At 69.9% G+C, this 14,135-nt stretch carries 17 protein-coding genes and 1 riboswitch; of the genes, 6 read left to right on the top strand and 11 right to left on the bottom strand.

Translation table 11 applies throughout. The features are described 5' to 3' along the window. Positions 1 to 16: 16 nt before the first annotated feature. The 4 genes from NP095_RS14825 to NP095_RS14810 form a co-directional block, all read right to left on the bottom strand. On the bottom strand, positions 17 to 433 hold the full coding sequence (locus tag NP095_RS14825) for a hypothetical protein (protein ID WP_232418386.1): 417 nt from the start codon (positions 431 to 433) through the stop codon (positions 17 to 19). Between the two features lie 61 nt (positions 434 to 494). After that, on the bottom strand, positions 495 to 2,672 hold the full coding sequence (locus tag NP095_RS14820) for a heavy metal translocating P-type ATPase (RefSeq protein ID WP_232418388.1): 2,178 nt from the start codon (positions 2,670 to 2,672) through the stop codon (positions 495 to 497). Continuing rightward, on the bottom strand, positions 2,672 to 2,902 hold the full coding sequence (locus NP095_RS14815; RefSeq protein ID WP_232418390.1) for a heavy-metal-associated domain-containing protein: 231 nt from the start codon (positions 2,900 to 2,902) through the stop codon (positions 2,672 to 2,674). Before NP095_RS14815 ends, NP095_RS14820 begins: the two co-directional genes overlap by 1 nt. A 5-nt stretch (positions 2,903 to 2,907) precedes the next feature. Next, positions 2,908 to 3,201, bottom strand: coding sequence for a metal-sensitive transcriptional regulator (locus NP095_RS14810; RefSeq protein ID WP_232418392.1), 294 nt, complete (start codon positions 3,199 to 3,201; stop codon positions 2,908 to 2,910). Between the two features lie 78 nt (positions 3,202 to 3,279). On the opposite strand from NP095_RS14810, the gene NP095_RS14805 reads away from it, so the two are divergent. Both NP095_RS14805 and serA read left to right on the top strand, forming a co-directional pair. After that, a complete protein-coding gene (locus NP095_RS14805; RefSeq protein WP_232418394.1) occupies positions 3,280 to 3,708 on the top strand; it encodes a PaaI family thioesterase in 429 nt (142 codons plus the stop codon). Between the two features lie 53 nt (positions 3,709 to 3,761). Continuing rightward, positions 3,762 to 3,847, top strand: a riboswitch (ZMP/ZTP riboswitch). Positions 3,848 to 3,898: 51 nt separating this feature from the next. After that, positions 3,899 to 5,143 (top strand): phosphoglycerate dehydrogenase, encoded by a 1,245-nt coding sequence (gene serA, locus NP095_RS14800; protein ID WP_232418396.1) that lies wholly within the window; start codon positions 3,899 to 3,901, stop codon positions 5,141 to 5,143. Between the two features lie 56 nt (positions 5,144 to 5,199). Here the strand turns inward: serA and NP095_RS14795 are convergent, their stop codons facing one another. Genes NP095_RS14795 through NP095_RS14780 form a run of 4 tightly spaced genes read right to left on the bottom strand, consistent with a single transcriptional unit; the run spans position 5,200 to position 8,969 of the window. Then, complete coding sequence (locus tag NP095_RS14795) at positions 5,200 to 5,985, bottom strand: Sir2 family NAD-dependent protein deacetylase (protein ID WP_232418398.1); 786 nt, start codon at positions 5,983 to 5,985, stop codon at positions 5,200 to 5,202. Beyond that, positions 5,978 to 6,502, bottom strand: a complete 525-nt coding sequence (locus NP095_RS14790; protein WP_232418400.1) for a DUF1697 domain-containing protein — start codon at positions 6,500 to 6,502, stop codon at positions 5,978 to 5,980. The genes NP095_RS14795 and NP095_RS14790 overlap by 8 nt, the downstream gene beginning before the upstream one ends. 35 nt (positions 6,503 to 6,537) lie before the next feature. Beyond that, positions 6,538 to 8,559, bottom strand: coding sequence for an NADPH-dependent 2,4-dienoyl-CoA reductase (locus tag NP095_RS14785; protein ID WP_232418402.1), 2,022 nt, complete (start codon positions 8,557 to 8,559; stop codon positions 6,538 to 6,540). Then, positions 8,556 to 8,969, bottom strand: coding sequence for a nuclear transport factor 2 family protein (locus NP095_RS14780; RefSeq protein WP_232418404.1), 414 nt, complete (start codon positions 8,967 to 8,969; stop codon positions 8,556 to 8,558). The genes NP095_RS14785 and NP095_RS14780 overlap by 4 nt, the downstream gene beginning before the upstream one ends. 33 nt (positions 8,970 to 9,002) lie before the next feature. Between NP095_RS14780 and NP095_RS14775 the strand changes: the two genes are divergently transcribed. Beyond that, positions 9,003 to 9,233: an SCO4848 family membrane protein gene (locus NP095_RS14775; RefSeq protein WP_232418406.1), complete on the top strand. Its 231-nt coding sequence runs from the start codon at positions 9,003 to 9,005 to the stop codon at positions 9,231 to 9,233. On the opposite strand, the gene NP095_RS14770 is transcribed toward NP095_RS14775, so the two are convergent. Beyond that, positions 9,202 to 9,741 carry a PadR family transcriptional regulator gene (locus NP095_RS14770; protein ID WP_232418409.1) on the bottom strand — a complete coding sequence of 180 codons (540 nt, stop codon included), beginning with the start codon at positions 9,739 to 9,741 and terminating at the stop codon, positions 9,202 to 9,204. The genes NP095_RS14775 and NP095_RS14770 overlap by 32 nt on opposite strands. Before the next feature lie 97 nt (positions 9,742 to 9,838). Here NP095_RS14770 and NP095_RS14765 point away from each other — a divergent pair, with 97 nt between their 5' ends. The 3 genes from NP095_RS14765 to NP095_RS14755 are packed head-to-tail and all read left to right on the top strand — an operon-like array spanning position 9,839 to position 12,298. Continuing rightward, on the top strand, positions 9,839 to 10,705 hold the full coding sequence (locus NP095_RS14765) for an ABC transporter substrate-binding protein (RefSeq protein WP_232418411.1): 867 nt from the start codon (positions 9,839 to 9,841) through the stop codon (positions 10,703 to 10,705). Between the two features lie 4 nt (positions 10,706 to 10,709). Next, on the top strand, positions 10,710 to 11,573 hold the full coding sequence (locus NP095_RS14760; RefSeq protein ID WP_232418413.1) for an amino acid ABC transporter permease: 864 nt from the start codon (positions 10,710 to 10,712) through the stop codon (positions 11,571 to 11,573). Next, a complete protein-coding gene (locus NP095_RS14755) occupies positions 11,573 to 12,298 on the top strand; it encodes an amino acid ABC transporter ATP-binding protein (protein ID WP_232418415.1) in 726 nt (241 codons plus the stop codon). The genes NP095_RS14760 and NP095_RS14755 overlap by 1 nt, the downstream gene beginning before the upstream one ends. Here the strand turns inward: NP095_RS14755 and NP095_RS14750 are convergent. Together NP095_RS14750 and NP095_RS14745 are read right to left on the bottom strand one after the other, a co-directional pair. Beyond that, a complete protein-coding gene (locus tag NP095_RS14750) occupies positions 12,295 to 13,251 on the bottom strand; it encodes a hypothetical protein (protein WP_232418417.1) in 957 nt (318 codons plus the stop codon). The two genes, NP095_RS14755 and NP095_RS14750, sit on opposite strands and share 4 nt — an antisense overlap. A 27-nt stretch (positions 13,252 to 13,278) precedes the next feature. Continuing rightward, entirely contained in the window at positions 13,279 to 14,118 is an 840-nt protein-coding gene (locus NP095_RS14745) for an alpha/beta fold hydrolase (RefSeq protein ID WP_232418419.1), read from the bottom strand. Positions 14,119 to 14,135 lie beyond the last annotated feature (17 nt).

Genomic DNA, 14,135 nt, shown 5'->3' with positions numbered 1-14,135 from the left:
CTGTGTGCGGACGGGCTCAGCCGCAGAGCTCGTCGAGCTTCTCGCCCTTCTTCTGGATGTCGGTCGAGATGGTGCTCATCTGCTCGGACACCTTGGTCAGCTTGGCGGTGTCCTTGTCGGCGGCCTTGAGGTCCGCGAAGGCGGTCTCGAGCTTGTCGAACTCGCTCGACAGGTCGCCGACGGCCTTCTTGACCTTCTCGTTCTCGAGCTTCTTCTCGGTCTTGTCCAGCGCGTCGCCCATCGACGAGATCGACTTGGTCGCCTCGTCCGTGTCGCCCGGGTTGATCCCGTTGAGATCGCCCATCGCGTCCTTGACTTCCTTCTCGGCGACGTTGCAGGCGTCGGCGACGGACTGCTCGCCTCCGCCACACGCGGTCAGGCCGAAGGACAGGGCCACGGCGGCGAGTGCGGCGGCGGGCTTGCGGTAGTTCATGGATTCCCCTCGTCGGTACGGCGCCGCCCCGATGCGGACGCCGCGATTCCCCGGAATCGTGTCACGACGAGGCCGGTTCGGCATCGTGGACCCGCCCGAAACGCCGCAGGCGCAGTGAGTTGGTGACCACGAACACCGAGCTGGCGGCCATGGCGAAGCCGGCGATCATCGGGCTGAGGAACCCCAGCGCCGCGAGCGGGATGGCCGCGACGTTGTAGGCGAACGCCCAGAACAGGTTGCCCTTGATCGTGCGCAGGGTCGCGCGCGACAGGTCGACGGCGACGACCGCGGTGGCCAGGTCGCCGTGCACGAGCGTCAGGTCGCTGGCCGCGATCGCGACGTCCGTGCCGGTTCCCATCGCGATGCCCAGGTCGGCACCGGCCAGTGCGGCGGCGTCGTTGACACCGTCGCCGACCATCGCGACGACGCGCCCCTGACCCTTGAGGTCGTTGACCACGTCGAGCTTGTCCTGCGGGGTGACCTCGGCGTGGACGCGGTCGATCCCGACCTCGGCCGCGACGGCCTTCGCCACGCGCTCGTTGTCACCGGTGAGCAGGATCGGCTCCAGACCCAGCCGGCGCAGGTCGGCGACGGCCGCCTTCGAGGTCTGCTTGACCTCGTCGGCCACGGTGATCGTGCCCAGGACGCGGTCGTCGCGCGCGACGGCGATGACCGTGCCGATGCGATCGGGCCGGTCGGCGGCCCCGATCCAGCCGGGACGTCCGGCGCGCACGCGGTGGCCGTCGACGACACCCTCGACACCCTGCCCCGCATGGTTGCGGAAGTCGGTCACGGGCGAGGGAGCGGCCAGCGACGTGATGGCCCGGGCGACCGGGTGCTCGCTGGCGGACTCGACCGAGGCGGCCAGCCGGCGCAGCTCGTCGGGGTCGACCCCGTCGGCGGGATCGACGTGCGAGACCGTCATCGTGCCCGTCGTGACCGTGCCGGTCTTGTCGAGCACGATCGTGTCGACGGCGCGGGTCGACTCCAGGATCTGCGGGCCCTTGATCAGGATGCCCAGTTGCGCGCCGCGTCCGGTGCCCACCATGAGGGCGGTGGGCGTGGCCAGGCCGAGGGCACAGGGGCAGGCGATGATCAGGACGGCCACGGCCGCCTCGAACGCGCCGATCCCGGGTGCGACCAGCAACCAGACCAGCAGCGTGACGGCGGCGATCGCGATGACGCCGGGGACGAACCACGCCGAGACGCGGTCGGCCAGGCGCTGGACGTCGGCCTTGCCCTCCTGGGCCTCCTCGACGAGGCGGGCCATCTGGGCCAGCTGGGTGTCCTCGCCGACGGCGGTGGCGCGCACGACGAGACGCCCGGACTGGTTGACCGTGGCGCCGGTGACCGTGTCGCCGACGGCGACGTCCACCGGGACGGACTCGCCGGTCAGCATCGACTCGTCGACGGCGGACCCGCCCTCGACGACCTCGCCGTCGGTGGCGATCTTCTCGCCGGGGCGGACGACGAACAGGTCACCCTCGTGCAGCTGCTCGACCGGCACCTCGACCTCGGCGCCGTCGCGCAGGACGGTGACGCGCTTGGCACCCAGATCCATCAGGGTGCGCAGGGCGGCACTGGACCGGCGCTTCGCGCTGGCCTCCAGGTAGTGGCCGGCGAGGATGAACGTCGTCACCGCCGCGGCCGTCTCGAAGTAGTAGTGACCGTGCTCGACGCCGTGGCCGGTCACGCCCAGCCAGAGCTGGACGATCGACCACAGGTAGGCCGCGCCGACGCCCATGCTGACGAGGGTGTCCATCGTGGCCGCGCCGTGGCGCAGGTTCAGCCAGGCCGACCAGTGGAACGGGTACGCCGCCCACAGCACGACGGGCGTCGTGAGCGCGAAGACGACCCACGGCCAGGCGGTGAACTGCAGCGCCGGGATCATCGAGATCGCCAGCACCGGCACGCTCAGGATCGCCGCCCCGATGAGGCGCCGGCGCATGGACTCGGCCGAGTGCAGGCCGCCGTGGGCCGCGTGCTGGTCGTGTCCGGCGTGCGGGTCGTGCACCTGCGCCGTGTAGCCGGTCTTCTCGACCGTCTCGACGAGCGTCTGCGGATCGACGTCGCCGTGGGCGTGCACGGTGGCCTTCTCGGTGGCGTAGTTGACCGTGGCCTCGACGCCCTCGAGCCGGTTCAGCTTCTTCTCGATCCGGGCCGCGCACGAGGCGCAGCTCATGCCACCGATCGCGAGACGGTAGGTGGTGCCCGTGTCCGTCCGCGTCTCGGTGGTCATCAGATCAGCGGCAGGTCTCGCGGGCCTGCCAACGTGTAGCCCGCCTCGTCGACGGCCGCCGCGACCGTGCTCTCGTCGAGCGGGGCCGCACTGGTGACGGTGACCTCGCCGGTGGCGACGTCGACGTGGACGCCCTCGACGCCGGGGATGGTGGTGATCTCCTGCGTCACCGCGGTGGCGCAGTGGCCGCAGGTCATGCCGGTGACGGTGTACGTGGTGGTGGTGCTCATGGGTGTCAACTCCTCACCAGACGCGCGATCGCGTCTGATGCTTCCTTGATCTTCTGGTCGGCTTCGGGGCCACCCTTGCTCGCGGCGTCCGCGACGCAGTGGACCAGGTGCTCGTCGAGCAGCTTGAGGGCGACGGCCTCGAGTGCCTTCGTGGTCGCGCTGATCTGGGTCAGCACGTCGATGCAGTACGTGTCGGCCTCGACCATCCGGTTGATCCCGCGGACCTGTCCTTCGATCCGCGCCAACCGCTTGAGGACGGCCGCCTTGTCGTCCGCATATCCGGGGTGCGAGTGGCTCATACGTCCGACCATACCCCCGAGGGGTATCAAACCCAAGGCCTCCGGGCGGTGATCCGCGGCGCTGGCTAGAGTCCCGGCATGAGCGATCTTCCCGGCCTGGACGGAGTGCTCGGCGTCGAGCACGTGGAGCTGACCCCCGACAAGGTGGTCGTGCGATTCACCATCACCGACCGCCACCTGCAGCCCTTCGGCATCCCCCACGGTGGCATCTACTGTGCGGTGCACGAGTCGACGGCCAGCATGGCCGGCCAGATCTGGCTGGGAACCAAGGGCGTCGTGGTGGGCACCAACAACTCCACCGACTTCCTGCGCCAGGCCCGCAACGGCGACACGATCACCACCACGGCCACGCCGATCCACCGTGGCCGCTCGCAGCAGCTGTGGCACCTGGACTCGGTCAACCAGGACGGCAAGCTGATCGCGCAGGGCCAGGTGCGACTGGCCAACCTCGACCAGGAGGTTCCGCCCGAGGCCGTCGCCGCCATGCAGGGCAACCTGACGAGCTGACCGCCGCGATCCGGACGCGGGTCCCCGGGCTGGCCCGAGCCGCTACGATGGACAGGTCCGCGCGCGACTGGCGTTGAGGTGGTTACCACCAGGGAGCCGCGGCAGCACGACTTCGGGACCGTTCGCCTGGGCCCCGCGTCAGCCCGATACACCGCTGACCCGGAGGCCCCTCACGATGACGATGATGACCATGAACTTCGACGTGCACGCACCGTTCACGCAGATCGACGACCAGGACGTCAAGGTCCTGCTCCTGGAGAACATCCACGCCGACGGCGTGGAGTTCCTGCGCAACAAGGGCTACCAGGTCGAGACGCGCTCGGCCGCGCTCGGCGAGGACGAGCTCATCGAGGCCATCAAGGGCGTTCACCTGCTCGGCATCCGCTCGACGACCTACATCACCGAGAAGGTCCTGCAGAACGCCCCGGACCTGCTGGCCATCGGCGCCTTCTGCATCGGCACGAACCAGATCGACCTGGCCGCCACGAAGCGTCACGGCGTCGCCGTCTTCAACGCGCCGTACTCGAACACGCGCAGCGTCGTCGAGTTGGCTATCGCCGAGATCATCTCGCTGGCGCGTCGCCTGCACGAGAAGTCCACGGCGATGCACAACGGCGTCTGGAACAAGTCCGCGGCCGGCAGCCACGAGGTCCGCGGCCGCACGCTGGGCATCATCGGCTACGGCAACATCGGCAGCCAGCTGTCGGTGATCGCCGAGGCGCTGGGCCTCTCGGTCGTCTTCTACGACATCGACGACAAGCTCGCGCTCGGCAACGCCAAGAAGTGCGCCACGATCGACGAGCTGCTCTCGGTCTCCGACGTCGTCTCGCTGCACGTCGACGGCCGCCCCGGCAACGCCGGCCTGTTCGGCGACGAGCAGATGAAGGCGATGAAGCCGCGCTCGCTGTTCCTCAACCTGTCGCGCGGCATCGCGGTCGACACGACCGCGCTGCGCAAGCACCTCGAGTCGGGCCACATCGCCGGCGCCGCGCTCGACGTGTTCCCGGTCGAGCCGAAGGCCCAGGGCGACCCGTTCGAGAGCGAGCTGCGCGGCGTGCCGAACGTCATCCTCACGCCGCACGTCGGCGGCTCCACCGAGGAGGCGCAGCAGGACATCGGCCGCTTCGTCGCCTCCAAGCTGCGCGCCTACGCCAAGGCCGGCACGACGAACCTGTCGGTGACGTTCCCGGAGCTGAACCTGCCCAGCGACCCGGCCCGTCACCGACTGGCGCACGTGCACCGCAACGCCCCGGGCGTCCTGGCCGCGATCAACACGATCCTGGGCGACCACGGCGTCAACATCGAGGGCCAGCAGCTGGCCACCCGCGGCGAGCTCGGCTACGTCGTGACCGACGTGTCGGCCGAGGTCGGCCCCGAGGTGCTCAAGGAGCTGGCCTCGCTGCCCGAGACGGTGCGGCTGCGTCAGCTCAGCTGAGCCGATACGAAGGGCCCGGTGGTGCTAGCACTAGCACCACCGGGCCCTTCGTCGTCTCAGGCGCCGGAGAGCCGACGCAGCGTCTCGGCGACGCCGTCGTCGATGCGCACGTCGGCCAGAGCGTCGCCGCGCGTCGGGCCGCGGTTGATGATCACGACCTCGGTGCCGTCCTTCGCGGCGCGCCGCACGAACCGCAGTCCGCTCATGACCTGCAGCGACGACCCCATCACGACGAGCGCCGCGCCCTCGCGCCCGGCGCGCTCGACGAGGTCGAAGCAGTGCGCGACCTTGCGCTTGGGCACCGATTCGCCGAAGAAGACGACGTCGGGCTTGAGGCGCCCGCCGCACTGGGTGCACTCGGCGACGACGAACTCGGACGTGTCCTCGAGGTCGACGTCGCCGTCGGGTGCGATCCGAACCTCTTGGTCGGCCCATCCGGGGTTGAGGGCATCGAGGCGGGCCTGCAGCTCGTCGCGCGCCGTGACGTCGCCGCAGTCGAGGCAGGCCACGCGGTCGAGCCGGCCGTGCAGGTCGACGACCTCGCGCGAGCCGGCCTTCTCGTGCAGGCCGTCGACGTTCTGGGTGATGAGGCCGACCAGCCGGTCCTGGTGCTGCGCGAGAAAGTGGTGGATGAAGTTCGGCTCGGCGCCGCCCATGCGGGCCCAGCCGATGTGGGCGCGGGCCCAGTACCGGCGCCGATTCTCGGCCGAGGCGATGAAGTCCTGGTAGGTCATCGGCTGCCGGGGGACGGCGTCCGGCCCGCGGTAGTCGGGGATGCCCGAGTCGGTGCTGACCCCGGCGCCCGTCAGGACGAGCCAAGGCCGGTCGTACCAGTCACTCATGGGCGAGTTCGGTCAACTTCTCCACAGTATTGAGGTTACGTCCGGTGCCGTGGCTGCCCAAGGTCTTGAGGATGAAGGCCGGTGTCAGCTTGGTGTTCACGACGCCCTCGGCGTAGCGGATGTGCAGGTCGCGTCCGATGACGGCGAGCGCGTCCGGAAGCCCCTTCGCGAGCAGCGCCTCCACCTGCTCGGGCGCGGGAGGTCGCAGCAGGAAGTAGACGTGGTTGGCCCTCGTCTCGGTGTCGATCTCGAACGGGTGGGCGGCCAGGGCATCGCGCAGCTCCTGCGGCGACCGGCTGATCGCCTCACGGAAGAAGCCGAACCGCTCCTGGATCGCCTGCTCCAGGGCTCTGTCGAAAGCCTCGGCGTCCTCGACGTCGACCAGCAGGTTGCCCGAGGCGATGAACGTCGACACGTCCGTCGCCCCGAGCTCCTCGGCCACCTCACGCAGTTGTGCCATCGGCAGCCTCGCCCCGCCGACGTTCACCGCCCGCATCAAGACCACGCGCTTGCTCATGCCCTCAGTGTGCGCCCGGGCGATGACGGAAACCGTCAGAGCCGAGCAGCCAGCTCGGTGGCCTGCTTGATGGCGCGCTTCGCGTCGAGCTCGGCGGCGACATCGGCGCCGCCGATGACGTGGACCGAGACGCCGGCCGCCTCGAGCGGCTCGACGAGGTCGCGCACCGACTCCTGGCCCGTGCAGAGCACGATCGTGTCGGCCTCGATGACGCGCGACTCGGGGGAGTCGCCGTCGGCGCCGACGGTCACGTGCAGGCCGGCGTCGTCGATGCGGTCGTACCGGACGCCGCCGACGAACTCGACGCCCGAGTCCTTCAGCGTCGTGCGGTGCACCCAGCCGGTCGTCTTGCCCAGGCCCTTGCCGAACGTCGTGCTCTTGCGCTGCAGCAGGGTGACCGCGCGACGCGGCGGTGCCTGGACCTTGGTGGCCAGGCCGCCACGCTCGACCTCGGGGTCGGTGACGCCCCAGCGCTGCATCCAGTGCTCGAGGCTCTCGTCGGGCTCGTGCAGCAGGTACTCCGAGATGTCGTAGCCGATGCCGCCGGCGCCCAGCACGGCCACGCGCTCGCCCACGGGCGCACGGTCGCGGATCAGCTGCTGGTAGGTCACGACCGAGGGGTGGTCGATGCCCGGGATCGACGGCACGCGCGGCTCGACGCCGGTGGCCAGGACGACCTCGTCGAAGCCGTTGAGGTCCTCCACGGAGGCGGCGCGGTTCAGGTGCACCTTCACGCCGCGGCGCTCGAGCATCACCGAGTAGTACCGGACGGTCTCGGCGAAGTCCTCCTTGCCGGGGATCTGCATGGCCAGGCGGAACTGACCGCCGATCTCGGGCAGCGCCTCGAACAGCTCGACCTCGTGGCCGCGCCCGGCCAGCTCGACGGCGGCGGCCAGCCCGGCCGGCCCGGCGCCGACGACGGCGATCCGCTTCGAGGTGCGCGTGGGCAGCAGGATCAACTCGGTCTCGTGCCCGGCGCGCGGGTTCAGCATGCAGCTGGCGCGCTGGTTCTTGAACGTGTGGTCCAGGCAGGCCTGGTTGCAGGCGATGCACGTGATGATCTCGTCCGAGCGGTTCTCGGCCGCCTTGTTGACGAAGTCGGGGTCGGCCAGCAGCGGCCGCGCCATCGAGATCAGGTCGGCCTCGCCGCTGGCGAGGATCTGCTCGGCCAGCTCGGGGGTGTTGATCCGGTTGGACGCAACCACCGGGACCGAGACCTCGGACTTGAGCTTGGCCGTGACCCACGTGAACGCGCCGCGCGGCACGCTCGTGACGATCGTGGGGATGCGCGCCTCGTGCCAGCCGATGCCGGTGTTGAAGATCGTGACGCCCTCGGCCTCCAGTGCCTTCGCGAGCGTGACCGTCTCCTCCCAGGTCTGCGCGTTGTCGACGAGGTCGAGCAGGCTGATCCGGTACTGGACGATGAAGTCCTCGCCCACGAGCTCGCGGGTGCGGCGGACGATCTCGATGGGGAAGCGCATGCGCTTCTCGGCCGAGCCGCCCCAGGCATCGGTGCGGGTGTTGGTGCGCGCGGTGAGGAACTGGTTGATCAGGTAGCCCTCGGAGCCCATGATCTCGACGCCGTCGTACCCGGCACGCTTCGCCAGCGCGGCCGACCTGGCGAAGTCGGTGACGGTGCGGTCGACCTCGCGCGTCGACATGGGGGAGACCTTGAACGGCGTGATCGGCGACTTGGTCGACGAGACGCCCTTCTTGAACGGCGAGTAGCCGTACCGGCCGGCGTGCAGCACCTGCAGGGCGATCTTGCCGTCGTGCTCGTGCACGGCGTCGGTGACGAGGCGGTGCTTGTCGGCGTGGCGCTTGCGTGACATCTCCGAGCCGAACGGCAGCAGCCAGCCGCGCCAGCTGGGCGCGAACCCACCGGTGATCGACAGCGCGACGCCGCCCTTGGCGCGCTCGGCGAAGTAGGCGGCCAGCTTGGGGATGTCCTTGGCGTGGTCCTCCAGGCCGGTGTGCATCGAACCCATGACGACGCGGTTGCGCAGCGTCGTGAAGCCCAGGTCGAGCGGGCTGAGCAGGTGCGGGTACTCGGTCACTGCTGGGCCTCCATGTACGCCACGGCGTCCGCCTGGATCTGGGGGAACTGGGCCGCCATCGCGTCCATCAGCGCCTTGGCGCCGGACATCGGCCGGACCATGACGGTGAACTCGCTGATCAGCCCGTCCTCGTTGGTGGTGATGAAGTCGCAGCCGTTGACGGTCACGCCGTCGACCGTCGCCTCGAAGACGAGCGCGCTGCGGTTCCCCTCCTCGATCGAGCTGACGTAGCGGAAGTCCTCGAACACCCGCGAGACGCCGTTGAGGATGGCCGTGGTGATCGCCTTGCCCGGGTAGGGCTTGAACGCGACGGGGCTGCGGAACACGACGTCGTCGGCCAGCAGGCTGTCGACGCCGACGAGCGATCCGGTGGCGATGCTGGTCTCGACGAGATCTCGGAAGGCCTTCATGGGCGGGTTCCCTTCGAATGGGAGAATGGATGGGTGATCGGAAAGCTCGCTGCCTGGCTGCTCATCGCGGCCGGAGTCTTCAACGTCGTCATCTGGCCGCGCTTCTTCAAGGCGATCGTCGACGACGACCGGGCCTGGGGCGGGGCCGAGAAGTGGCAGGATCCCCAGGGGTTCTTCTGGGTGCACCTGGTCCTGATCGTCACGGCCATGACGCTGGGCATCATCGTGCTGGTCATCGGGATCCGGGCCCTTCGAGGGCAGTGAGGATCTCGTCGCACCACTCGATGCCGCGGCGCTCGGTGTGGATGCCGCCGCGCAGCGCCAGCCAAGCGCCGAGGTCGGCGCCGTCCAGGGCCGAGGGGTCGGGGTAGAACCGGGCCTCGCTGGCCTCGTACTCGGTCAGCCGCGCGACGTGGTCGGCCCGGCGGGCGCGGGTGTCGGCGAGGATCGCGTCGCGGTCACGGAACCCGCGCAGCTTGACCGCGAAGTCGCTGCGCACTGCCTCGCGGCCGCTGGGCGTGGCGGACCATCGGTCGAGCTCGGCCTCGCCGGCGGGGGTGATGGCGTAGGTCTTCTTGTCGGGCCGGCCGTCCTGCTCCTGCACGGTGCTCTCGACCCAGCCGGCCTCCTGCATGCGGGCGAGCACGCGGTAGATCTGCTGGTGGCTGGCCGGCCAGAAGTAGCCGATCGACGCGTCGAAGCGCCGGGCCAGGTCGTAGCCGCTCGCGGCGCGCTCGGTCAGCGACACGAGGATCGCGTGATCGAGGGCCATGCAGAGACAGTAGGGCCCCGGCTGCTTCATATGCAACGAAGTTCATAGATTGGGACGAGCGTCGGGCGGGAAAATGCGCGGAACTAGGATTCACACCATGAAGCGATCCCTGCTCGCCGTCCCCCTGGCGCTCATGTTCTCCGTCGCGGCCGCCTGCGCGCCCGCCGACGACTCCGACAACGCGAAGGCGTCCGACTCCACCCCCGCCGCCTCGCAGTGCGCCGTCGACCAGCTGCCCCTGACGGCGAAGGGCAAGCTGACCATCGGCACCGACGACCCGGCCTTCGAGCCGTGGTTCTCCGACAACGACCCGAGCAACGCCAAGGGCTTCGAGTCCGCCGTCGCGTATGCCGTCGCCGAGCAGATGGGCTTCGCCAAGGACGACGTCGTCTGGACCAAGGTCCCCTTCAACACGGCCTACCAGCCCGGCAAGAAGGGCTTCGACTTCGACATCAACCAGGTCTCGATCACCGAGGACCGCAAGAAGGCCGTCGACTTCAGCAAGCCGTACTACTCGGCCAACCAGGCCATCATCGTGATGGACGACTCGAAGTTCGCCGACGTCGACAGCCTCGACGACTTCAAGGCCGCCAGCCTCGGCGCCCAGATCGGCACGACCTCCCTCAAGGCCATCGAGAGCCTCGCGACGCAGGACGCCCCGCTGGTCTACGACGACACCACCAAGGCGGCGCTCGCGCTGACCAACGGTCAGGTCGACGGCATCGTGGCCGACCTGCCCACCGCGTTCTACCTCGTCGCCGCCGAGATCGAGGGCGCGAAGATCGCCGGCCAGTTCGAGTACGCGGGCGACGAGCCCGAGGAGTTCGGCCTGCTCCTGCAGAAGGACAGCGAGCTGACCCCCTGTGTCGACGCGGCCGTCACCGCCCTGACCGAGGACGGCACGTTCGCCGACCTCGAGCAGAAGTGGCTCTCGTCGTCGCAGGACGTTCCCGTCCTGAAGTGACCCGGTGACCTCACTCACGGGCCTGGCCGGCCCGGACCACCCGTCCGCGCGCCAGCAGCAGCGCAACGCCTACCGGCGTCGGCGCACGCTGCGGCGCGTGGCCGCGGGCACGATCTCGAGCATCGTCGTGCTCACCCTGGCCGCCTGGTTCATCACCCAGGCGCCGGGGTGGCCGCGCGTGCGCGAGGTCTACTTCAGTGCCGACCACGCCCGTGAGTCGTTCCCGGCGATCCTCGACGCCTTCTGGCTGAACGTCCGCCTCTTCCTGACGGTCGAGGCGCTCGTCCTGCCGCTGGCGCTGCTGGTGGCCGTCATCCGCGTCATCCCGTCCGCGGCGATGGCGCCGTTCAAGTTCCTCGCCGCGGCGTACACCGACATCTTCCGCGGCATCCCGACCATTCTGATCGTGATGCTGGTGGGCTTCGGCTTCCCGGCGCTCGGGATGGCAGGGGTCCCCACGAGCCTGTTCTGGCTGGGCGTCATCGCCCTGACCCTGAGCTACGGCGCGTACGTGGCCGAGGTCCTGCGCGCCGGCATCCTCTCGATCCACCCGACCCAGTGGGCAGCCGGCCGCGCGCTGGGCCTGAGTTACGGCCAGACACTGGTCTGCGTGATCCTGCCGCAGGCGATCCGCAACGTGACGCCGCCGCTGATGAACGACTTCGTGTCGCTCCAGAAGGACACGGCCCTGGTGTCGGTCATCGGCCTGGTCGAGGCGCTGCGCGCGGCGCAGGTCTACCAGGCCACCACGTTCAACGTGACCTCGATGTGCGTCGCCGCGGTGTTCTTCATCGTCGTGACGATCCCGTTGGCGCGATTCACCGACTGGTTGACGATCCGGTCCATGCGCCGGCAGGGAGGCCGCTGATGTTGCGTGTCGAGGGAGTCCGCAAGTCGTTCGGCGACCACCTGGTCCTGGACGGGATCGACCTGCACGTCGAGCGCGGCGAGGTCGTCTGCCTGATCGGTGCCTCCGGGTCGGGCAAGTCCACCCTGTTGCGCTGCGTCGACCTGCTCGAGCTGACCGACGACGGCGACATCCACCTGGGCGATCTCGAGCTGACCGACCCGGCGATCGACGAGAACGCCGCCCGGTCGCGGATCGCGATGGTGTTCCAGTCGTTCAACCTGTTCCCGCACCTGACGGTGATGCAGAACCTCACGATCGGCCCGCGCCGCGTCAAGGGTGTCGCCAAGTCTCGGGCCCAGAGCCGGGCGCTCGAACTGCTCACCCGGGTCGGCCTGGAGTCCAAGGCGCACGCGTTCCCCGACTCACTGTCGGGCGGCCAGCAGCAGCGCGTGGCGCTGGTGCGCGCCGTGGCGATGGATCCGGAACTGCTGCTGCTCGACGAGGTCACGTCCGCGCTCGATCCGCTGCTCGTGGGCGAGGTGCTCGACGTGGTCCGCGAGCTCAAGAACGAGGGCCGCACGATCGTCATGGCCACCCACGAGATGAGCTTCGCGCGCGAGTGCGCCGACCGGATCGTGTTCCTGGCCGACGGCCGCATCGTCGAGTCGGGCCCGCCCGAGCAGCTGTTCACCGCACCGCGCGATCCGCGCACCCGGGCGTTCCTCGAGCGCCACATGGCCTAGGCGCGGAGCGGCATCACGCGGTCGGCGTACCCGTCCTCCCACAGGGTGTGGCGGACGACGCGGTCGAGCCCGCCCTCGCTGCGGGCCAGGTCGGCCAGCTCGCGCAGCCCGGCCTCGGTCTCGTTCATCGTCTGGGGCAGGCGGTCCCAGAAGGAGGCGGCCGCCTCGTCGAACGCCCGGCGGGCGCGCGAGCCGAAGAACCACAGCAGGGGTCGACCCAGGCCCCTTCCCCGCACGGTGGCGCCGGCCTTCACGTCCCAGGCGCGGGCCGAGGTCTTGAGGTCGACCGAGCCGGTGCCGCGGAAGCGGTTGAACTGCCCGGAGGCCTGCGCCAGAGTGCCCTTGCCGCGCTGCTCGAGCGCCGCGAGGTCGATGCTCGCGGTGCCGGTCGCGATCCCGCCGAGCAGCCGAGCGAGGCACCCGGGGGCTCCCTCGGCGGCGATCATCGCGGTCGCGTCGTGGCGCCCGGCGAGCTCCACGCGCGGCAACTGCCCGTGGATCAGGTCCACCTCGACCGACCACACCCCCGCGGGGTCGGTGACCGAGACGGCGAGGTGGCGCGCGTCGTCGGCGATGAGCGTGAAGGCCGTCGTCGACTCGGTCATGCCGGTCTGCACGCTGATGGCGCGGCTGCGGGCGCCGTAGGCCTGCCAGTCGATGTCAGCAGCGCCGATGTCCTTCCCGTCCAACATCTCGGCGTTGAGGTCGCGCAGTTGCTCGGGGTCCGGCTCGAACACCGGCGTCCGCGTGATCAGCTCGTACCGCGCGCCGGGCGTCCGGTGCCGGCCGTCGGCCAGTACGAGGTCGCGGAACGGCTCGTCCGTGAGCGGGTTCATGACGGCGCCGCCGGGCCCGAAGGTGAGCCCGGCCCACTCGTCGCGCAGGGCGGTGATCACGGCGGCGGCGAGGGTCAGGTCGATCCGGCGGACCTTCCCGGACGTGGAGAAGCGCATGCCCGACCCTAAGCGGGTCGTACGCGGTCAGGCGACGGAGGCGTCGTCCTGCGCCACGGTCAGGTCGGCGCGCTCGGCCGTGCGCAGGATCGCGGCGACGACCTGCTCGGGGTCGTCGCCCATGGGCACGTGCCCGCAGTCCTTCAAGGTCACGAACTCGGCGCGCTTCATCCGCTTGGCGGCCAGCTTGGCCTGCGACTTGTGCAGGATCTTGTCCTTGTCGCCCCACGCGATCGTCAACGGCACCCGGGCCGAGCCGCGGAACGACTCGGGTGAGGTGAACCCCAGCGGGATACAGCGCAGGAAGTAGGGCCAGAAGCCGGAGCCCTTCTTCATCGCCAGTGAGTCGCCGTAGACGCGCTCGGGCGCGTAGCGGCCGGGTCGGTGGTAGAGCGACCAGCCGATGAAGAACCGGCCGAAGGTGGTCTTCGAGACCAGTCGCAGGATCGGCTTCGGCAGGTACGAGCCGATCTTGAGCGGCATCAGGGTGAGACCGGCCTGCAGCAGGCTCCACGGGCGGAAGTAGCCGGCCGGGGCCAGGCACGTCGCCGAGCGGGCGTGTCCGTTCTGGGCCAGCGAGATCGCCAGCAGTCCGCCCAGGGAGTTGCCGACGACGTGCGGGTTCTCGATGCCCCACTTCTGGAAGTTCTCGACGATGGCGGCGGTGACGTTCTCGGCCGAGTAGCCCGTGCCCTTCGGCAGCGGCGGGGAGTCGCCCAGACCCGGCAGGTCGGCGGCGATGACGTCGTAGGACTCCGCGAGGTCGTCGAAGATCGGCTCGAAGGCGGCCCGGCGGTGTCCGATGCCGTGCAGCAGGACGAGGGGCTCGCCCTGTCCTCGTCGCGTGTACGCCAGTTCGCTCAGCATGGGACTCCCGTTCTCGC

It is taken from the genome of Aeromicrobium duanguangcaii (assembly GCF_024508295.1).
Lineage (GTDB): Bacteria > Actinomycetota > Actinomycetes > Propionibacteriales > Nocardioidaceae > Aeromicrobium > Aeromicrobium duanguangcaii.
Note: the sequence above shows the minus strand (reverse complement) of the source record. Positions and strands in the feature narration are given on the sequence as shown.